The organism is Enterococcus sp. AZ126 (genome assembly GCF_051714545.1).
GTDB lineage: Bacteria > Bacillota > Bacilli > Lactobacillales > Enterococcaceae > Enterococcus_L.
In genome coordinates this window covers 3060421-3080736 of sequence record NZ_JBIOSB010000001.1, presented here as the reverse complement: position 1 = coordinate 3080736, position 20316 = coordinate 3060421, and the positions used below count along the sequence as shown (strand labels likewise).

At 33.3% G+C, this 20316-nt stretch carries 17 protein-coding genes; 3 read left to right on the top strand and 14 right to left on the bottom strand.

Annotation, left to right across the window (positions count from 1 at the left end; translation table 11 throughout):
• Nucleotides 1-154: 154 nt before the first annotated feature.
• The 3 genes from thrS to IGI43_RS14460 form a co-directional block, all read right to left on the bottom strand.
• Nucleotides 155-2095 (bottom strand): threonine--tRNA ligase, encoded by a 1941-nt coding sequence (thrS, locus tag IGI43_RS14470; protein WP_438758484.1) that lies wholly within the window; start codon nucleotides 2093-2095, stop codon nucleotides 155-157.
• A 629-nt stretch (nucleotides 2096-2724) separates the two neighbouring features.
• Entirely contained in the window at nucleotides 2725-4419 is a 1695-nt protein-coding gene (locus IGI43_RS14465) for an oleate hydratase (RefSeq protein WP_438758483.1), read from the bottom strand.
• Nucleotides 4420-4446: 27 nt separating this feature from the next.
• Complete coding sequence (locus IGI43_RS14460) at nucleotides 4447-4578, bottom strand: methanol dehydrogenase (protein WP_438758482.1); 132 nt, start codon at nucleotides 4576-4578, stop codon at nucleotides 4447-4449.
• 601 nt (nucleotides 4579-5179) lie between these two features.
• Between IGI43_RS14460 and IGI43_RS14455 the strand changes: the two genes are divergently transcribed.
• Entirely contained in the window at nucleotides 5180-5767 is a 588-nt protein-coding gene (locus IGI43_RS14455; RefSeq protein ID WP_438758481.1) for a YcxB family protein, read from the top strand.
• Nucleotides 5768-6051: 284 nt separating this feature from the next.
• Here the strand turns inward: IGI43_RS14455 and IGI43_RS14450 are convergent, their stop codons facing one another.
• Together IGI43_RS14450 and IGI43_RS14445 are read right to left on the bottom strand one after the other, a co-directional pair.
• Nucleotides 6052-8799 carry an FtsX-like permease family protein gene (locus IGI43_RS14450; protein ID WP_438758480.1) on the bottom strand — a complete coding sequence of 916 codons (2748 nt, stop codon included), beginning with the start codon at nucleotides 8797-8799 and terminating at the stop codon, nucleotides 6052-6054.
• 9 nt (nucleotides 8800-8808) lie between these two features.
• A complete protein-coding gene (locus IGI43_RS14445; RefSeq protein ID WP_438758479.1) occupies nucleotides 8809-9510 on the bottom strand; it encodes an ABC transporter ATP-binding protein in 702 nt (233 codons plus the stop codon).
• A gap of 150 nt (nucleotides 9511-9660) precedes the next feature.
• Between IGI43_RS14445 and IGI43_RS14440 the strand changes: the two genes are divergently transcribed.
• Nucleotides 9661-10245 carry a TetR/AcrR family transcriptional regulator gene (locus IGI43_RS14440; protein ID WP_438758478.1) on the top strand — a complete coding sequence of 195 codons (585 nt, stop codon included), beginning with the start codon at nucleotides 9661-9663 and terminating at the stop codon, nucleotides 10243-10245.
• A gap of 144 nt (nucleotides 10246-10389) precedes the next feature.
• Here the strand turns inward: IGI43_RS14440 and IGI43_RS14435 are convergent, their stop codons facing one another.
• The 7 genes from IGI43_RS14435 to IGI43_RS14405 form a co-directional block, all read right to left on the bottom strand.
• Complete coding sequence (locus IGI43_RS14435; protein ID WP_438758477.1) at nucleotides 10390-10575, bottom strand: hypothetical protein; 186 nt, start codon at nucleotides 10573-10575, stop codon at nucleotides 10390-10392.
• A 232-nt stretch (nucleotides 10576-10807) separates the two neighbouring features.
• Nucleotides 10808-11353 (bottom strand): NADPH-dependent FMN reductase, encoded by a 546-nt coding sequence (locus tag IGI43_RS14430; RefSeq protein WP_438758476.1) that lies wholly within the window; start codon nucleotides 11351-11353, stop codon nucleotides 10808-10810.
• A gap of 266 nt (nucleotides 11354-11619) precedes the next feature.
• The gene (locus tag IGI43_RS14425; protein ID WP_438758475.1) at nucleotides 11620-12231 is read right to left on the bottom strand and encodes a PepSY domain-containing protein; all 612 of its coding nucleotides are present in this window, start codon (nucleotides 12229-12231) and stop codon (nucleotides 11620-11622) included.
• A 970-nt stretch (nucleotides 12232-13201) separates the two neighbouring features.
• Nucleotides 13202-13801: a class I SAM-dependent methyltransferase gene (locus IGI43_RS14420; RefSeq protein WP_438758474.1), complete on the bottom strand. Its 600-nt coding sequence runs from the start codon at nucleotides 13799-13801 to the stop codon at nucleotides 13202-13204.
• A gap of 194 nt (nucleotides 13802-13995) precedes the next feature.
• Entirely contained in the window at nucleotides 13996-14241 is a 246-nt protein-coding gene (locus tag IGI43_RS14415; protein WP_438758473.1) for a hypothetical protein, read from the bottom strand.
• Nucleotides 14242-14414: 173 nt separating this feature from the next.
• A complete protein-coding gene (locus IGI43_RS14410) occupies nucleotides 14415-15887 on the bottom strand; it encodes a L,D-transpeptidase family protein (protein WP_438758472.1) in 1473 nt (490 codons plus the stop codon).
• 423 nt (nucleotides 15888-16310) lie between these two features.
• Nucleotides 16311-17162 (bottom strand): aminoglycoside 6-adenylyltransferase, encoded by an 852-nt coding sequence (locus IGI43_RS14405; protein ID WP_438758471.1) that lies wholly within the window; start codon nucleotides 17160-17162, stop codon nucleotides 16311-16313.
• 158 nt (nucleotides 17163-17320) lie between these two features.
• Between IGI43_RS14405 and IGI43_RS14400 the strand changes: the two genes are divergently transcribed.
• Entirely contained in the window at nucleotides 17321-17902 is a 582-nt protein-coding gene (locus IGI43_RS14400) for a YdcF family protein (RefSeq protein WP_438758470.1), read from the top strand.
• Nucleotides 17903-18367: 465 nt separating this feature from the next.
• Here IGI43_RS14400 and IGI43_RS14395 read toward each other — a convergent pair whose 3' ends face one another.
• Both IGI43_RS14395 and IGI43_RS14390 read right to left on the bottom strand, forming a co-directional pair.
• Nucleotides 18368-19447: a DUF916 and DUF3324 domain-containing protein gene (locus IGI43_RS14395; RefSeq protein ID WP_438758469.1), complete on the bottom strand. Its 1080-nt coding sequence runs from the start codon at nucleotides 19445-19447 to the stop codon at nucleotides 18368-18370.
• A 130-nt stretch (nucleotides 19448-19577) separates the two neighbouring features.
• Nucleotides 19578-20315: a WxL domain-containing protein gene (locus IGI43_RS14390; protein ID WP_438758468.1), complete on the bottom strand. Its 738-nt coding sequence runs from the start codon at nucleotides 20313-20315 to the stop codon at nucleotides 19578-19580.
• Nucleotide 20316: the final 1 nt, after the last annotated feature.

Sequence of the window (20316 nt, the reverse complement as noted above, 5' to 3'; positions counted from 1 at the left end):
GTCATATCCTAGCCTTAAGGAATCCAAATAAACGGTGAGAGCACAAGTAACTCTTTCAGAAATAAGGTGAACTTCACAGAAATTCGAAGAGCAATTTGCTTGAATTTCCTCTTATTTCTCGGAGTTAAACACTTCTGTATCAGTCTCCTTTTTATTATCTTCTACTATAATTTGCTACATCAGCGACCATACTATCTACAAAGATATTTAAATCGATCACTTCTGTTTCTTTGCTGCCGTAACGGCGAATATTAACTGTTGCATCATCCATCTCTTTATCCCCAACGACGATTTGATAAGGAATTTTTTGTGTTTGAGAGGCACGAATCTTGTAACCCATTTTCTCATTGCGGTCGTCTACCTCGATACGCAGACCTTGTTCTTGCAGTCGTTTTTTCACTTCATATGCATAGTCTGAATGAGCTTCAACTGATACTGGAATAATAGTTGCCTGAATCGGTGCCAACCAAGTTGGGAAAGCCCCTTTGTAGACCTCAGTCAAGTAAGCAACAAAACGTTCCATTGTTGAAACGATTCCTCTGTGGATAACCAATGGACGATGTGTATTTTCTCCATCTTCACCTACATAAGTCAAATCAAATCGTTCTGGTAATAACGCATCAATTTGAATTGTAGATAATGTTTCTTCCATTCCTAAAGCAGTTTTTACTTGAACATCCAGCTTAGGTCCGTAAAAGGCTGCTTCACCTTCCGCTTCAAAGTAATCAATTCCCGCTTCGTCAGCCGCTTCTTTGATCATTGTTTCTGATCTTTCCCACATTGCGTCATCATCAAAGTATTTCTCTTTGTTGTTAGGATCTCTTAAGCTTAAACGGAAACGATAATCTGTCACATCAAAATCAGCGTAAACTTCTACCATTAATTTTAATGTACGTAAAAATTCTTCTTTAATTTGATCTGGACGAACAAATGTATGTCCATCATTCAAAGTCATTTCACGAACACGTTGTAATCCAGATAGTGCGCCAGATTTTTCATAACGATGCATCATACCAAGTTCTGCAATTCTAATTGGTAATTCACGGTAGCTGTGGATATCATTTTTATAAACCATCATGTGGTGTGGACAGTTCATTGGACGAAGCACTAACATTTCGCCATCTCCCATATCCATTGGTGGGAACATGTCTTCATGGTAGTGGTCCCAATGTCCAGATCTCTTGTAAAATTCAACATTAGCCATGATTGGTGTATACACATGTTGATAACCTAAACTGATCTCTTTATCAGTAATGTAACGCTCAATTGTACGGCGGATTGTCGCACCTTTTGGCAACCAGAATGGCAATCCTGAACCCACATCAGGATTAAGCATAAATAAATCAAGCTCTTTACCTAATTTACGATGATCGCGTTCTTTAGCTTCTTCACGCATTTTAATGAACTCTTTTAAATCTTTTTTATCGAAAAAGGCAGTTCCATAAATACGTTGCATCATTTGGTTGTTGGAATTTCCTCTCCAATAAGCACCCGCAACTGATAGTAATTGGAATACTTGAATACGTCCAGTTGATGGTACATGTACACCGCGACATAGATCAACAAAATCTCCTTGATCATAAACAGTAATAACTTCATCTTCTGGAAGCTCCGAAATCAATTCCACTTTGTATGGATCGTCTGAAAATAGCTCTAATGCTTCATTTTTAGAAACAACTTTGCGAACGATTGGATTGTTTTCTTTTACGATTTTCATCATTTCTGCTTCAATTGCAGGTAAATCTTCAGCTGTTATCGGATTTTCACCATTATCAGTGTCATAGTAAAAACCAGAATCAATGGCTGGACCTACTCCAAATTTGATTTTTGGGAATAAACGACGTAAGGCATTCGCCATTAAATGAGCGGATGAATGGCGTAAAATACCTAATGCATCCTCATGATCCGGTGTCACGATTTCGATAGTACCATCCTCTTCTATTGGACGATCTAAATCTATTAATGTGCCATTGAATTTCCCTGCTAATGCTTTTTTAGCTAAACTATTGCTGATACTTTTAGCGATATCTAACGTTGACGAACCAGCCTCAAATTCTTTGACTGCGCCATCTGGAAAAGTAATGTTGATTGACATTTTTGTTTCCTCCTTTAATAAATTATGATTGAAAAGATTGATTGTTCACTTCATTTTGGTCTTTTTTCAAATTCTTAAAAAAAATGAAAAAAGTCCTAGCAACCGATACTAAAATCGGAATACTAGGACGAAAAGTTCGTGGTTCCACCTATTTTTAAACACAGCAAACTGCCATGTTCCTCAAGCGTGTTAACGGTACGACCGCCTCTGTTTCAACAAAGGTTGGAAAAAGTGGTCATTCCTTGTGCCAGTCTGGGAAATTTTCAGCCAAGATTTCCTTCTCTAAAAGACTGCTTGCAAGTTCAGTTGTCTTTCTCATCAATCATTTATGAGTTAATTTAAACACTTCTTCAAATAAAAAGCAAGCATTTCTTAAAAATTGATTCCTTTTTACGTTGTCCGCCTTGCGCATGATGGTAGTTATTAATACATTGATTTTATTGTAAATTTTTTAGGATAGAAAAGTTGAATAATTAAAAGATAAATAAAAATTATCCTTCTTCGTCTAAAAATGACTATTTTGGGGAAGCTATCCAGTAAAATTTTTTTGTAAAACAATTGAACAATTGCAACTTTGTGAAGCTGCAATCGTTCAATTTCTATTTTGTAAATGACTTGTTGAACTTTATTTATTCAAACATTTTCTTTGCGGCTTTCAGCAACGTAGGAATATCCTTATCATATCTTGGCGTTTTTACTAATTTAGACATTGGCACACCTGAAAAGTGGAAAGCTGCAATTTCACCAGAACGAACGGCACTTTGTTCGGTAAAAATCATTTGATAGGGTTGTTCTACAAACTCTCCAGTAAATGCTAGGTTTGTTGAATGTTCTGGAATAACTTTCGGTCTGTCTATCTTTGCTCTATTATTAAATAAAGCTGAAGCATATGGCATGTATACCGGTATATTATTAATAACACTATCTAATATTTTATCTTCTTTTTCAGCAATATTGATTGGACCAGGATCCACTTTAGATAATTGACCAATCAATTCTTGTACCATTTCTTTACCGGTCATTTTAATGTATTCCTTCTCAACAAATTTACCTTGACGTCTAGGATACAAGAAATATCCCCAAATAACTGTTTCATTTGGTTTTTGTGTTGTAAAGTGTGGTTGATGATGAACCACGATAGACATATTGACATCTTTTTGTCCTAATGGTGTTATTGGTATAGTTGAAACAAATGAATTTAGCGCATTCCCCGGAGTTTGAGTCGTGATTCTGATGATTTCATTTAGTAATAAATGATCTTTAGAAGTCAATGTAAAACTTACCCATTCACTTGCATCTCGGTCGGTAAAAAATTTATCCGGATTACCTAAATTATAAAATTTTTCACTGATATTTTTCCAAAGTGAGGAAGCCGCGCCATAATCCATATTTTCTGCTGCTGGCGTATCATAATCACCTAAGGTTGCTGAATCAGTAATCGAACCATTTGTGAAAATAACAGCTGTATCTTCATCAATTGACAAGTAATGATGTTCATTTGTTACTGTATCAATCATTTTAATTCCCGTTACAGTTATTTCATCTTGCATTTGAGTTTCTTTAAAATCAAAATCGGTCACTAAACGATTCAAAATAATTTCGCACCCTTGATCTTTCAAGTAGTTAATCAATGGCAACATGATACTTTCAAATTGATTATATCTCGTACGATTTACCCCTACTAAATGTTCAATTTGAGTGAATTCATAAATCATTTGGTGCATATACCGGCGAAATTCTTGTGCAGAACTTCTTGTTCTAAAAGCAAACGTAGTTTCCCACATAAACCAGAAGTTTGTTTCAAAAAAGTGCGGATCATCTTTAAAATATTCTGCAATTGTTATATTATCTAATTTTTCTTCTTCAGTGTCAGGCATGGAAATTAGTTTAGTCAATAGTGCTCGGTCAGTATTATTAAAACCTAATTTGCCACCATCGATGATTCCTTTTCCCCCTTCAAGTAAACGTGCTTTGTCGTATGTTCGATGTTTCGAATCAAAATCTCTGGTATCTTCTTCAGCCGTCATATTCGGTTCAGTTGCTGAAGGGATTCTACTCAATAAGTCCATCAAATCAACATACGTACGGTAGTTCAACATTCGACCACCACGTGCAATATACCCTTTGGTATTTTCCATCGGATGATTTTCATTCCAATATTCATCAATTACGGTATCAGTCGGTGCTCCATCATTTGATCCATGATCATCTAATGAATAAAATTTGATTTGAGAGCCACTCCAACCTCCTTCTTGAATGAGATAAACGGCCGCAGCCATATTTGCGATTCCAGCACCGATCATTACAGCTTTATTTTTTTTCATGATATTTTCTCCTTCATATTTCGACTTTTACTTACTAGTATCATATTCATCATATAAATAATCATCATTTTCGAGCAAACCAGTTTTTTTACCTAAATACAGACTGCCAAGCGCTAATAAGCCGATTCCAATTCCCAGCACCATGAACTTATTTTTCATAAAATTACCTCTTTCTATAATGCTTTATATTTGTTATTTGTATACTATATCTGGACGTCTTTAATTACAAACTTAGTGACTTCCATTTCCTTTTTTTTTTAGACACTCTTGTTAAACTGTTTAAAATTTGTTAGATAAAAGGATATTTGAATGTGTGATTAAGATGTTTTCTAAATGAAAATGTGTCCTACAAATTGACACACATCTCAAAACATTCATTTTTGATATATGAAAGGGATATATAGAATCTAGACTTCTTTCCTTCACTATTTCTATGGAAAATAATTACTTTACATTCTAAGTATAAAAAAATATCATTCTCCAGGATGATTAAATCACGACAAATAAACAACCAAGAGACCAACATTTTTTAAATAATGAAATTTATTTAAACTTATTTGGCTTAACAGTTGAAAAATGTTGACTATATAAATATTTTCGCAAATATAATGTGATTTTGTACTCTTTAAAAATAACGCATCTTTTTAAATATAACGTAAAATACTATCAATATTTATGAGTTTGATAGCTCAATGATCAATCTAAATGAAATTTCCTTTCAATCACTTCTTCTTGTATAATAAGAATAGAGGTGATGATAATGAAAATAGAATTTGAACAAAAATTGTCAGAAAAAGAATGGTTTGATTTTAACAAAATATATTTACATTTTAAAAATAAAAAATTACGGTTGTTTTTAATTGTAATGATAGTTTTTTCTGCAATTCTACTCTTGCTCTCATTATTTTTAATATGGTCTTTTTTTAGAGCACCCTCTTTTGTTTTTGTTCCCTTAACTATTAGTAATATAATACAATACTATCCATTAGGCTTTTTTATAACATTTTTATCTTTTTTGCTGGTAATTTCCTTTACTTTACGTTACCGATTTCAAATCGACATAGCTTTAAAAAAAATGTTAAAAGATCCTAGAAATAAGGATTTATTCCCACAACAATCTTTTTATTTAGACAATGAACATGTTCTAGTGTCTACTGACTTATCCTCTTCTACTATGCAATGGAAGGCTTTTGCTGAAGTGGTAGAAACTAAAGATCATATTGCTTTTTTTAAAAATTCTTCTAACATGGTTTTGCTAAGAAAAAAAGAGTTAATGCAGTATCAAATTAGGCAAATTGATACTGTTATAAAAAATGATTTATCTGATGTTTATCTTTCTTTGCAATAATTTAACTTGGTAATTCGTCCAAATTGCTTATCTTAAGTTTCAATTAATAAGAGTATAGAATAAAAATATGATTGGAAACGAATTCAAACCATATTTTTTGTTCATTCACTTAAATTTCACCTCTATGATATTCTAGTATTTTAACTTTATTATTATAGTGAGGTAAATTATTTATGTTCTGGATCTAATAAGCGACCTCTACTGGTAGAGGTCGCTTATTAGTAATTTTTACATCAATAGCTAAATGATGAGATTCCAGTTTTATATTCCTTATATTTAGAAAATCATTCATTCGATTTAAGTGCAGTAATCATATCTATTTTCTTTAGTCTACGGTGAGTAATGAACATTACAAGCAAAGAAAATAAAATAGTTAGACCAGCTGAAAAGAGATAACCAGAAATCGGGATCAACAGTGGGAAACTAATCATAGGTGATGCAGCGGTGGTAATAATAAACCAAGTTAGTATTTTCCCAACTCCAAAGCCTAATAAAATACCTAGCACGGTGAAAATAATTGTTTCTCTAACGATATACATAGTAACTTCCATATTAAAAAATCCTAGAACTTTGATAGTAGCCAATTCCCGTTCTCGCTCTGAAACATTTATATTTGTAAGATTAAACAAAACGACTAAAGCCAGCGTTCCTGATAACACGATGAAAATCAGCACGACTGGTTGGAAATTAGTACTAGCGTAGGTCTGTTTCTCTATTTGCTGACTCATAAAGGTTGTTGCACGAACTTGTTTAGTCTCTTGTAATTTTTTAGATAAGCGATTTTGAGCTTCAACAGTCATGTTATTTGTTTTAACTAGAAACGAATTTGGTCTAATTCGCTCACCACTAATTTTTTCTAAATATTGTTGATTAACAAAAATATTATTACCTAAATAATTTTCTACAATCCCACTGACTTTGATTCTCAATTTTGTTCCATCAGCATTTTGCATCGTCAGCTCGTCGCCAACCTTTACGTTATATGCTTTTGCTAGCCCAGTTGTGATAATCGCACCATTATCACCAAGTTTTGTTAATGAATCATTATTTGCTTTTTTCAAAGTAAAATACTTATTAACTTGATTATTGTCTGAAAAGCTATAAATTGTTGCAGCTTGATCAGTCAAGCCTTCTTGCTTGAACTTAACTTGAGTCGTATATACAGGATAATTAGATTTGATTTCTTGCTCATTTTTCAAAACTATATCAACTGTTTCTGTATCATTTACTGTTGCATTATTGTCTACTATCACAATAGCTTGAAAATGATTTAGTTGATTGAATTGAACATCCGCCGCACCACCAATAGAATCTCTCAAACCAAAACCTGCTACCATTAAACCACAACATCCGGCTATTCCTGAAATTGTTAAAATCATTCGTGCTTTATAACGGAAAAGATTGCGGTAAGTAACTTTTTGATTAAAGCTTAAGCGCGTCCAAAGTGGCGTAATATATTCTAAAAGAATTCTTTTTCCAGGTTTTGGTGCTTTAGGCATCAAAAGTGCCATTGGTTTTTCTCGTAAATCCTTGATCAAAATATAGATAGTTGCCACAACTGTTGCGATCAAGGCACCACCAATAGCAATCAAGATAGGCCCTATCCAAAAGTTAGTCAGATACGCCGTGAATACATACGAAGAACTTAGCATTTTAAACACTATTGGCGGAAGTAATTTTGTTCCCACAATCACACCAAGTACGGAACCGATACTGACAGTCAGTAGAGCGTAAACTAGATATTTTTGTGAAATTTCGCTATTTCGATAACCTAGAGCTTTCAATGATCCAATCACCTTACGATCCTCTTCCACCATTCGTGTAATTGTAGTAAATGTGATCAACGCACCAATCAAAAAGAAAAAGACAGGAAAAATATTACCGATTGCATCAATCCGCGTAGAAAGACTAGTCACTTCTTCAAAACCAGGATTAGCTTCACGCTCAGTTATAAAATAGTTAGGTGTATTCAAGTCCGCTACTTCAGTTTTTGCCTCATTAATTTTTAGTTGTCCTGCTAAAATTTTCGTTTGATTTTTTGATAGTAACTCTTGTTGCTCCTCAAAATTTTTTTCTGCCTGTTCTATCTGTACTTCACCATCGGCAAAATTGCTAGCAGCCGTTTCCCCATACATTTGAATTAGTTGCTCTTTTTGTGTAGTTAGCTGATTCTTTTCTTGTTCCAATTGTTGCTTTGCAAAATCTAGTTGTGGTTGTCCTTCATCAAGCTTTTTTTGATTTTGGATCAGTTCAGTTTGATTCTTATTAATTTCAACTGTTGCCTGATCAACCAACTCTTGTTTTCGTTCCGCTTTTCTGGTTTCAACTATTTTTTCTACTTGTTCCTTTCTTTTCATTAATGTAGTGGAATATTTTTTTGAAAAAATATTTTCATTCAATAAGTCATCAAAACGAAGATACAAAATCGAATAGGCATCATGATTAAAAGCAACTTCATTTATATACGCATAGCCATCTATCGTTCCATTGCCAATAGAAGTAGCCCCTTTTTCTTCTTTATTCACGTAAATTGGTGATTCAACGTAACCCACTACTTTAAAATCATTTTTCATCAAACGATCGCTATCAATAATCATTTGACTATCCAATGGGTACTCTTTCTCAAGTGCTATATCTAACACGATCTCAGTTGATTTAGTAGGAAACCGCCCTTTGATTAATTTCAACTTATTCTGGATTGCTTTTTTATCATAAGAGTATAATTGCAGTGCCCTATCATGCGTTTCATCGGCATAAGGAAAACTATAGCCCAACTCTGCTTCGACTCCTGAAATTGTTTCTACCGCTTTAAGGTCATTCTCTGTTAAACCTGCAGTGCTGACTATTTGAAGGTCTGAAACATTATTTTTCACAACATAATTTTGAATACTCGTTTCCAAATCTGGTCCTACTGACTTAATCCCAACAAATAATAAAACAGCCATGAAAATAATTAAAATGATGGCAATAAAACGTCCTAATGAGCTTCGAATATCACGGAATGTGCTACGAAGATATAAATTATTTTTCATTCTGTTCACCTACCACTCAATCTCTGTAATTGGTTTTGGGTGTTCGTTGATTTCTATAGACCGAACTTTTGCATCATTGATTCGAATTACTCGATCAGCAATCGGTGCAATTGCACTATTATGAGTAATCAAAAGAACTGTCCGACCCTGTTTTCGACAAACATCCTGTAATAATTGCAGGACCTGCTTTCCGGTTTCATAATCAAGAGCTCCAGTCGGTTCATCACACAACAAAACTTTGGGATTTTTAGCTAATGCTCGCGCAATTGCAACACGCTGCTGTTCTCCACCAGATAGCTGTGCTGGAAAATTCGCCATTCGTTCACCTAACCCAACTTGCTCCAACGTCATTTCCACATCTAACGCATTTTTAGAAACAGCCGTTGCCAATTCAACATTTTCTTTTGCAGTTAAATTAGGGACTAAGTTATAAAATTGAAAAACAAAACCAACCTCAGTTCGCCGATATTCTGTCAATCGTTTCTCATTTAGCGGTGAAATATCTATCCCATTAATGACTACTTTTCCTTCACTAGGACTGTCCATTCCTCCCAAGATATTTAAAACCGTTGATTTACCTGCACCACTCGGACCTAAAATTACTGCTAATTCTCCTTCTTCTACAGAAAAACTGATATCGTTATTGGCTACAATCGTCGTATCACCCATTCGATAACGTTTAAATAAATTCTTTATCTCAATAAAACTCATTTTTTTCACCTCGTTATAATTTCAACAAACTGTTGCTTTAATGATTCTCAATAAGTATAATCAGTCTTAAAATGAATTACAATAAGCAGATTTAAACGATTTGTCATTTTTTGAACAGTAATAAAAAAAGTGTTGAAAGGAATGTTGTCAATGGTTGGAATAAAAGATAATCGCCGCACACAATACACAAAAAAAGTGATTCGAGAAGCATTTATAGAATTACTAGCCGAAAAGAACTTACAAGATATTACTGTTACTGAAATCACTCATAAGGCTGATATCAATCGAGGAACCTTTTACAACTATTACCAAGATAGCATAGATTTATTTCAAGTGATTGAATCTGAGCTGACTGCAGAAATTCTTCCTTTGATCAAGTTACGTACCTCGGATAATTTAGTTGACTGGTTACAACGTTTTATTACGATTTTAGATAAAAATAAAGTGATTTCACTGACTTTACTAAAAAATAACACGACTAGTTATCTGTTAGAAACAATTTTCTCTGAAGTCCGCGACTTAGCTTTAGCGGAATTTCGTCGTATGTTTAAGGAAGAGGATCCGCGTCTTTTGGATTATTTCTTTACTTATTTTGTAAAAGGAACGATTGGGACTCTCGTAGAATGGATGAGTAACGAAGACGGGACGACCGCAGCAGATATTAGTCTTGTAATAGCAAAAGTGTTGCCTTCTATGGGACATTCGTATTTTAATGATTCGATTAATACCGTGTAACCTCAGCCTGTAACAAAAATTGTATTTTATATTAAATTAAAACTATTTAAAGTCTAAATGCTTAAGTAATTTAGATTCTTTTCCTTGTTAGTTGGAATTTTTAAATGCTTTAGGTCAGAGCATGACAACTCTGACCTAAAGCATTTATAATTCTTTTTTTGTTTTTTGTTTTTTCTCAATAACTGAAATTGGTTCAGGAAATACTACTTCAAAATCACTGCTTTTTTTCAAAAAGATAAAATCATTTTTCTCTTTTTGAACGTGGACAGTAGTAGCATTGGTATCTGTTGGAATTGGTACAGGTTTTGGAGAATCATAATCATTATTCATACAGGACCTCCTTTTTTACTTTACATAATTATATATCATAATTCCTTTATAAAACATAGGAATACATTCTGATTAACGCCTTGAAAGAAAACGTTCACAAAGAGATTTCATTGATTGTTTGTATCCCTTGTTTTGAACACAAAGAAAATAGCAATCAACACTTATATATTGGTGGTAGATCATGCAAAAAAAGGCAGTACGGGTATCCCATACTGTCTTTCTACATTATTATTTAACTAAATTTTGATGCAAAATTAACAAATTGTTTTCCAACACCTTCTAAAAAGTCTTCAGTTCCTTTATTAGTAGGTTCTAAGTTTTCATCAAATAAATTATTTGAGTTGGCAATATAGACTTCTGGCTGTTGCATAGTTGGCATATTTAAGAAAGTCAGAGATTGTCGTAACACATGATTAGCCAAAACTCCAGATATTCCAGAAATAGATTGTGATGCTACAAGCGCTGGCTTACCATCCCACACATTTTCTCCCCATGGACGAGAAGCAATATCCAATGCATTTTTTAATGCTGCCGGAATACTACGGTTATGTTCAGGTGTTACAAAAATAATTGCATCTTGTTGACTTACTTCTGCTCTAAAGCGAGTGTACTCTTTTGGAGAATTTTCATCTAAATCTTGATTATAAAGTGGTAAATCTCCGATAGTTATAAAGGTAACTTCTGCATTTTCTGGAAGTCCCTTCACAATTGCTTTTGCAACTGCTTCTGAATATGAATTTTTTCTAGTTGAACCTACGATCACACCATATTTTGTCATTATATATCCCTCTTTCTTCTTACTTAAAGTAAGTATACTACTTTGGAATTTATTTTACAATAGAAAGGCAAAATTATTATTATATCTATTTTAGTAGTTATTAATTAGTTCCAGTCAAAAGAAGGATCACACCAATTAAAGTTCAAATACCAACATACTAATCATGTGCCAATAACGAATGTTTTTTAGAAAACACGTTAAATTATTCTAAAAAAAGTCGAGACCTAAAGCTTCGACTTTTTCTAATTTAAATATTCACGCTAAAGTTAATCCTCAGAGCGCTCTAAAATTTTTCCTGTCTGTGCATCAAGCTTAATTTCGTACTCTTTAGTCTTCTCTATTACTTTTACTTCCCAATAGGTTGTTGCTAATTCACGCTCAAGTTTCCATTCTGTTGCTGTTCCTGTTCCCACTTCTTTTTCTGCTAAGACACTCACTTCTTGGATAGGCAATACATTTTTTATATCAATGGCCTCCTGTTTCTTCTTAAGTCCATCTTGCTCATCTTTATCAAGTACTTCTTCTCGTTCCTTCTTAACTTCTCCAGTATTTGCTTGTATGTTTAGGCCATATTGGTTATGATCATCTACACCTTCAATTGTGTAATAGTATTCTCCAAAACTTTGATCTAGTTCTACTGATGTTAGTTCTGTATTAGGGTAGACTTCCTTATATTTGTTAAATGCTTCTTGTAATGAAATCGAAAATTCATTACTTTGAGAAGAATCAAGTTCTTTAGTAGAATTTTCTGTAATTCTATTACTGGTTGTCTGGTTTGATTTTTCACCGGATATGTTGTTTGTATTTATTTTCTGATTACAACCGCTCATTAGAATACCTACTGTCAGAATTGCTGCACCCGCGACTATTTTTTTCATATTCCACCTCGTAATTTCCTATTTATATCCTCTATATTACTTGAAAAAAGAGCATCCTACATCAAACTAAAGTCTCATTTTATAAACGAGACCCGTTTTATGAGAGAATCTATAAATTCTTTTTGGCATATGCTAATTAGCAACAAAAAACGACTTCTCAATGAGACAGCCCTTTTTATTGGAAGCACTTTAATAAGTCGGTTGTTCTTTTTTCGTTACTGGTCTGATTGTAATCTTTCTCTCTGATTATCATATATATTCAACACCACCGTCTGAAAAAGTAACTTTTACCTTGGAATGGGTAATTCCATTTTTTTGTATATTACTATCTTCAATTCCAATATCTCCTAGTTCATTTCTTTCCAGTATCCATAGGTAAAAGAAACACTCTGATTATGTATGTCTGTCACTGTTACAAACATTCTATATGATCCAGTTGCCTGATTATGTTCAGTTTTTTCTATCGTAACTTCCTTAATATCACTAAAAGTTTCCTTCAATACAATTATTGATTGACGTTCTATTTCCGTTAGCTCTTTTTTTGTTCTTCTTTCTTCTCATCCATGTAATATTTCCCTCCAAATCCTATTAACGCTAGTAAACACAATCCTATAACAATCATGCTATTTCTTTTTTCATTTTTTTCTCCTTTAGTAATGATAAATTAACTATAACATATAATTGCCCTACAATACATTAGCGAAAATGCAATTATTTAATGTTTCTGTTAAATAAGCTAATTGCTTGCTGTATGTGCTTATAAAAATAGATGAGCTTCAAAAAAAAACGATAAAAGCATGAGAAGACAGCATGATTTTCATCATGTTATCTTCTCATGCTTTTAAAATTTGGATATTATTCCTATAATTTACAATTGGTTTATATTCAAAGTTTACAATAAAAAACTAGTAGTATCCGCTCTAGATAAAGTCAATTTTGATTATACTCTAACTTTACATAGTAAGGATGTCTACCTCCATGCTTTCAAACTAAACATCGAAGCATCTTGTTTCATAAATAATTTCTCACCATAATAAAATGTTTCACTAGAGACTGAATTAAACCCAATTTCTTCCATTTGTTTTTTTAGTTTGGCTTGTGAAAAACCATTATGCACTTTCTCATGACTAATTTTTTTGTTTTTATCAAAGTCAACAATTAAAATCTGTCCCTTTGAATTTAGCGCTTGAAACAATGATTTTAGTATATCAAGTGTATCAGGAACATGTAAAAGAACTAAGGAAACGATGATTATATCTGCTTTTATTCCTAGCGTGTCCCCTTTAGAAAAACTTCCTACTATTGTTTTAGCATTTACTTGATTTTTTTGCTCAACTTTTTGATCGACAATACGGATCATTTCTTTAGACGGATCAACAAATAGTATTTCCTTAAAGTCATCTGCCATTTGTAATCCGATCAATCCTGTACCACAGCCGTAGTCTAATGCAATTTTATCAGAAGTATTCCCTAACTTTGACTTGATTTCATTTTTGATAATCGTTGCCAATTCTAATTGTTTCGGTGAATCGTAATGCTCGGCGATTCGATCAAAGACATTCATAAGCAATTTCCTCCTCTTAGCTTTTCTGACGTTTATCTATTGAATGTTTGCTGAAGTTTCTTACAAATATCATAATTAAAAGGAGTAAATCGATCTTCTAATTTATATTTTTTTATCTCATTAAAACACATAAACTGGGCTGCTATCAATTCGTCTTGGAAGAGATAGGGAAGAAAGTTCAGCCTCTTCTACAATAATGCCTAATTCTTTATGTAATTCCCATATAGCCGCTTTTTTATTTTTTCATTTAGTTCAACAGCTCCAACTAGAATTTCCCAATATAGTCCCATTTGCTTTTTAGGGTGCCTTTGAGTAACTAAAAATTCTCTATTCGAATTCAAAACAACAATACATGCCGCTAATTGAAATTCGCCATCTAAGAGTGCTTTTCCTCGCTCAATCACTTTTCCAATTCTCACGCGATTTACATCATAAATATCAGGCACACGCACTATCTCTTTTTTCTTTATGGATTTACCTATTTCATTATCAAAAGAGACTAGGACATAACTCTGCGAGTTATATCCTAGTCTTAAGGAATCCGAAAAAAACAGTGGGAGCAAAAGCAAATCCTTCTGAAATAAGTTAAACGCTTCTGTCCCAAATTTTCATTATTTTTTTAAGCTGGCTCACCATAATCAACTGGTTTATCGAATTCTCCTGGCGCATCATCATAGATATGTCCATAAACGATAACAGGCATTCCAGCATAAGCACCGTTGAAGATTTGAGCAACAGCATCCCCAGGTGTATTAATACAACCGTTACTACCAAAGTTTGTTTTATATGTTTCTTTATTTCCAAAATATTCTGCTTTGTAGTCTGCATCATGAATCCCGATCTGCGTCACTACACCGCCAAAACTCTTCAATGGCATCCAATATTTTACGGGTACACTATATTTTGACCCATCTAACATTTCGCCTTCTAATTTTGTATCCGTATCTTTGTACAAAATAGTATGGAACCCAGGAACTGTTGCAGTCCCTTTATTATAACGACCGGTAATCACATCCGTTTCAACGACCTTAACACCGTTTTTAAAGAAATACATTTTTTGATCGTTTAAATCAATTTCCACATAATCTTTGTCAACGGTAGGAGATTGATTGACATCGCCATCGATTGGTACTGTAATTTCTTCTGTATCTTTATCACTATTGATTGCTTGAACAATTAAATCTCTTGTTTGCGGCATATTGATATCCCAACCATAACTGCCATTGTTTTTATATTTTGTTGTGACACCATGAACATTTTTGAAAATGATTGGTTTGAAGATTGAACCATATTTTTGATTCGTCTGTTCCACCCAAGCATAAACTTTGTTAGGATCAATATCTCCTTTTTCATTCATAAATGACTGTAATTCTTCTTTGGTAAGAGTCAATTTTTCACCATTGATATCAAGTGTGATTGCTTTATTTTCTTTTTTAGACATTAATGCTAATTTTTCTTGTAGACCTTTATCCTCTTTTGTCACTGTCGGCTTTTGATAAAATGCTGTGACATCGTACACGTAGTCGCCTTTATTCTCATCAACATCTTTTATTACTTGGTTCATCAATGCTTCTTTGTCAACAGCCGTCCCAACTTGTTCGGGTACAATTTGATAATTACCATCAACTTTTTCAATACGAGCGTCTTGACTTGGTGTCCCTTCTTCAAAGGTAAGTTCATTTAATTTATTTTTCAATTCTGTTTTATAATCTTCATTAATAGGTAATTTTATTGAACGATCCCCAATATTTTGTTTCAAATACTCTTCTGTAATTTCATATTTTTTAGGTAATTCAATTTTTTCTTCTTTACCATTCACTTTGATTACAACAGATTCATCTTTATTTAGTTCTTCTAACTTTTTCTTCGCATCTTTTGCGTTTAGTAAACTGATATCAACCCCATTTGCCTTTGCCGAGATAAAGAAATGCGATTGAAAATAGACAAGTCCGCCAGTAAATACCAATGCTAAACAAATCAGCACACCAACTAACGGCACTAACCATTTCTTTGATTTCTTATTTGGATGAGGATTATTTTTAGGTGCCTTTGCATTTTTTGCTGAGCGGCTAACTGATTCTTCATTTTCCATTATGCTATCTTCCTTTTTTTATGATTTATATGCTTACTTCAATTTAATGACTTTTCCTGCTTTAGAAATAAAATAAAAGGAAATAACCCTTCCTACTATGATTACCTTAATTTTTTTCTATTCTTACTATAGATATTTTCATTTTAAAGCTAGTTTAGTTAAATTCCTCTCAATCTTCAATTTATTTGCTTACATATGAGAAAAATTTCATGTTTTTATGTATAAATGCTGAATTTTAAATTTTCTATCAACAGGAAATGACAATCATCAAAATTTCATACAGTGTAATTACCATTCTACCACATATCAGGGAAAGGAAAAAAGGCTATTTGGCAATATCTTTGGTAAAATTCTAATTAATTTACAATAAACTTAAAAATATACCCCAAATTGTGCTCAATTTGTCTCAACGTCTTATTTATTTTAGTGGCTCATACTAAAATCTGCCGTATACTGCATCACTTTTTTAGCCACTTTTTGATCATAAATTAGATTATTCTTTTGTGAAAACTTATATGCAATTTGATCAAACTGTTTTTGCAATGAAATTAACGCTTTCCACGCTAAAGAAACACTAGACAAATTCATTGTTTTTATAACTGCCTCATATTGTTCAACTATTAAATAATTAGGTAAGTATTTATAATTTTTCCCGACACTGAAAGTAAAACCATACTCTGATCCCACTTGCCACGCTAATAAACGTAACAGCTCTTTTCGACAGTATTCATTTAAATGATCTGTTGCGTAAAACAATTCCCCACGACACAATCCTTTGACAACATATGTGCTGATCCACCAAAATTGATTACAACAATCGGAAAATTCTTCTTGATTAGGACATTTGGTCCAGTAATTTTGATCAGTCGCTGCTGATAACTTAGGTAATAATGCCCCCTTATCCAATAAAATTTCAGCTAAACGATCCCCTTCATTCCAAGTGTTCGCCTGCTCTTTTGGACAGAGAGTCAAATCGATTCGATTCCCATCTTCAAACAACATTAAGTATGTAAACTTTCCATTCCCAGTCGGTGAAAATAACGTCATATCTTCTGGTGTTTGCATTATCAAACGAGAGCCAAATCTATCAATCCAAGATTGATCTTTTACGAAAGCATCTAACGATTCTACAATATAAACAATATCATAATCCTGAAACGAATCTTTTGGTATATTTTTATTTGTCCGTGAACCGTTCATCCCAACAGCCAAAACGTTAGGATCTTTTATTGCTGTATCTAAAATCAATCGAAACATTTCTTCTTCTGTTCTCATAAATACCTCCATTTTTTTATTTTACTATAGAGTATAATAATAAATTATCAGTCATACTATACTTTCTCTTAAAATCGTTAAAAAAACTTTAAATAAGAAGACATCAATACTATTGTCTCTATTTATCTACTACACTAGTTAAGAAAGGTTGTGGTGTTATGAAATGGGTGAAACGAATCATGTTGATTATTATAGGTTTAGGAATTATATATGTTGGTCTCATTCTTTTCCTAATTTTAAGTGGGACAAAAGATCAGCCAACAGCATCACCTGACACTGTGCTTATTTTAGGTGCACAAGTAAAAGGGACTTCAAAAGACAATCCCTATCCAAGTACCGTTTTAAAAGAAAGATTGGATGCAGCTATTCCTTATTTAAAAGAGCATCCTAAAGCAACAGTCATCGTTTGCGGTGGTCAAGGTTCTGATGAACCTGATAGTGAAGCAAATGTGATGGCAGAATATCTAAGAGTGAATGGAATTTCACAAAAACAAATTCTGACGGAAGATACCTCAACACGTACCAAAGAAAATATTCAAAATGCTCAAAAGAAGCAAGTTCTAGGAAATACCGTCATTGTTACAAGTGATTTTCATATGTATCGCTCAAAATTATTAGCAAAACGTTTAGGGATTTCTGAGCTTAGCGGACTTCCAGCTGTTTCAAAATCTTCTGCTACCTTTAAAACATATATTAGAGAAATTGGTGCATTAGGTTATGGTTTACTTTTTGATCATTGATTTTGAGTGCGCTTTTCTTGGTATCACGTGCCCATCGTTTGCTCTATAATCGCTGATTAAATTGCATCATCTACTCTGATGAGGTTGGGACAGAAGTGTTTAGCTCCGAGAAATAAGAGGAAACTCACGAAAATTGCTCTTCAAATTTTTGTGAATTTCAACTTATTTCCGAAGGAGTTGCTTCTGCTCCCACCGTTTATTCGGATTTATTAAGGCTAGGTATAACTCGTAGAGTTATGTCCTGGCCTCTTTTCTGAGATAAGAAAAATACCCGACCTTTGGGGAAGGACGGGAAAGGAGTTAAAAATGAAAAAAGTGTTTTATTAGGGTTGTTGTTGGTATGCTTATATACTACTAGTTAATTGTGAAGAAAATATGATATTTTTTTATTTATTTTACAAAAATTATTGATTAAGAACTAAATTTTTTAGCACTTCATTTTGACTATACAAACTAGATAAATTCTCATGACTTCGGTTTATCTAGTTTCTTTTTTAATTTCTGATATTTTTTCTGTTGTCTTTTCCGTTCTTTTTTAATTTTTTGATTAAAATAATAGATGATCCCTAATATTACGGCTAGAGTTACGACTATTATGATAACAATAATAGTCCATGGTACTTTTTTCTTTTGGTCAGGAGGTAGATTACTGGCAATCGCATTATATTCTTTTGCTTCTTTTTCTCTTATAGTGAGTTTTCTTTCCCATGTCCAATCTTTATAACCATCATTTGCTTTAATTTTAACGGTATAATTTCCCGCAACAAAAGGTTGGTCATTTAAGTCTATTTTATAATTAAAATTCGTGTTTGGCGCCATTTTTAAAGATTCTTGATGATTTTCATAGCGAGGCTTTGTTTCATCTTCATAATAAAGTTTAGCATCTACCTGCAGTTCTTTGATCATTGCAGCTTCTTTATTTTGAATGTTCATAATAACCGCATTTTTACCATTTAATTGAGTCACCTTCACATCATTCAGTGCTAATTCTGGTCGGACTTCCCTATCTGTCTCACTCAATAGTACGCCCACAACATAAGAAAAACGATTACCAACGGCTAAAGCTCCTTCATTTTTAGCCTCTTTAGCTTCTTTTTGCTCAAAATAAAGGCCACCTAAAACATAGCCATCAAAGGAATCTTTAGGTATATCAATTGTGCATTCGACTATTTTGTTTGATTTTTTTGGTAAAATAATTTCTTTTGGAATTGAAGCAATTTCACTAAATGTAAAAATGGCTGACGAATCTTTTTTTGTATCTTTATAAGAGTAGTCAACGATTCCATTATTATTTGTAATTGCTGAATTTGCTGAAGCATATACTGTAATTTCTTTTTCTGTATCGTTTGTCAGTTCTATGCTAATTTTCTGAGTTTCTCCTGCCACAACTCTTAAATCAAAATAACTAATTTCCTTGCTTCGCTGATTCTCCGGTAAAATAGCTTTAGCACTGAAATTAATTTCACTAGCATGACCGACTAATCCAATCGTCACTGAAGCGACTAAAATAATAGCAAACAACAAATGAGTAAACTTCTTTTTCATAGTTAAAACTCCTTTATAACAATTTATAATGACACTGAAAAGAACACTATTCACAGAAAAATAGGTTCTTTTCAGTAAATCAGCTATAAAATCACGTTACATCAATTCATAAAATCATATAGCATTTCTATTAAATCGGACTGTCATTCAACGTCCAAGTAAGCGTCGTCTTGTATTGATCATTTGCAACTTTTGTTGTTGCGTTCGGTACGGTCAATTTAACCCCTTGTGCTGCCCCAGCACCCGATCCAAACGCAAGCGTCCAAGTTCCTATCCCTGTTGAAAGTGCTGCGGTAGCTACGGGAGAAGAGGCTGCACCTGAAGGATCTAATAGTACTGGTACTGTTACCGGTGCCAATGCAATCAACTGAGTGGAATTGGGTGTTGCAGCGACCAGGCTCATTTGAGCATTCGTTAAAACAGCTGGTGTGCTAGCCCCCGTTTTAAATTGACCATTTTGCTTCACTGTTAGTTTCCAACCAAGATTTAGCCCACGTTTATCCGTTACTTGAACATAGTTAGGCACACTGATCAAGGTAGTCGTTGCATTTTGAACCTGATCTAGTTGAGCATAGTAGGTGGCATCTGACGTTTGAATCGCTTTAGTTCCAAAATGAAAATTAGATACATAATCCAAACTCAGTGGTCCACCTGTTCCTGGTTGGTGGGGATCATTTGGATTAGGGGTAACTGGCGAAGTGGGATCTGTTGGATTGACGGGCTGTGTTATTGTTGTATCTTGAGAAAAACTAATATCTGCATTTGAATTTAAAGATCCTACGCTAACCGCTTCCACAACTGTTCCTCCGGCAATACCACATGAAATAAGTACAGCAACAGTAGATAAAGAACCTAAAATCTTTTTCATT

Excerpts from the sequence above, each read along its gene's own strand:
- thrS (WP_438758484.1), bottom strand. The coding sequence starts at position 2,095 with ATGTCAATCAACATTACTTTTCCAGATGGCGCAGTCAAAGAATTTGAG.
- IGI43_RS14435 (WP_438758477.1), bottom strand. The coding sequence starts at position 10,575 with ATGAATAATGATTATGATTCTCCAAAACCTGTACCAATTCCAACAGAT.
- IGI43_RS14390 (WP_438758468.1), bottom strand. The coding sequence starts at position 20,315 with ATGAAAAAGATTTTAGGTTCTTTATCTACTGTTGCTGTACTTATTTCA.
- IGI43_RS14455 (WP_438758481.1), top strand. The coding sequence starts at position 5,180 with ATGAAAATAGAATTTGAACAAAAATTGTCAGAAAAAGAATGGTTTGAT.
- IGI43_RS14430 (WP_438758476.1), bottom strand. The coding sequence starts at position 11,353 with ATGACAAAATATGGTGTGATCGTAGGTTCAACTAGAAAAAATTCATAT.
- IGI43_RS14405 (WP_438758471.1), bottom strand. The coding sequence starts at position 17,162 with ATGAGAACAGAAGAAGAAATGTTTCGATTGATTTTAGATACAGCAATA.
- IGI43_RS14465 (WP_438758483.1), bottom strand. The coding sequence starts at position 4,419 with ATGAAAAAAAATAAAGCTGTAATGATCGGTGCTGGAATCGCAAATATG.
- IGI43_RS14400 (WP_438758470.1), top strand. The coding sequence starts at position 17,321 with ATGAAATGGGTGAAACGAATCATGTTGATTATTATAGGTTTAGGAATT.
- IGI43_RS14460 (WP_438758482.1), bottom strand. The coding sequence starts at position 4,578 with ATGAAAAATAAGTTCATGGTGCTGGGAATTGGAATCGGCTTATTAGCG.
- IGI43_RS14425 (WP_438758475.1), bottom strand. The coding sequence starts at position 12,231 with ATGAAAAAAATAGTCGCGGGTGCAGCAATTCTGACAGTAGGTATTCTA.
- IGI43_RS14450 (WP_438758480.1), bottom strand. The coding sequence starts at position 8,799 with ATGAAAAATAATTTATATCTTCGTAGCACATTCCGTGATATTCGAAGC.
- IGI43_RS14410 (WP_438758472.1), bottom strand. The coding sequence starts at position 15,887 with ATGGAAAATGAAGAATCAGTTAGCCGCTCAGCAAAAAATGCAAAGGCA.
- IGI43_RS14440 (WP_438758478.1), top strand. The coding sequence starts at position 9,661 with ATGGTTGGAATAAAAGATAATCGCCGCACACAATACACAAAAAAAGTG.
- IGI43_RS14395 (WP_438758469.1), bottom strand. The coding sequence starts at position 19,447 with ATGAAAAAGAAGTTTACTCATTTGTTGTTTGCTATTATTTTAGTCGCT.
- IGI43_RS14445 (WP_438758479.1), bottom strand. The coding sequence starts at position 9,510 with ATGAGTTTTATTGAGATAAAGAATTTATTTAAACGTTATCGAATGGGT.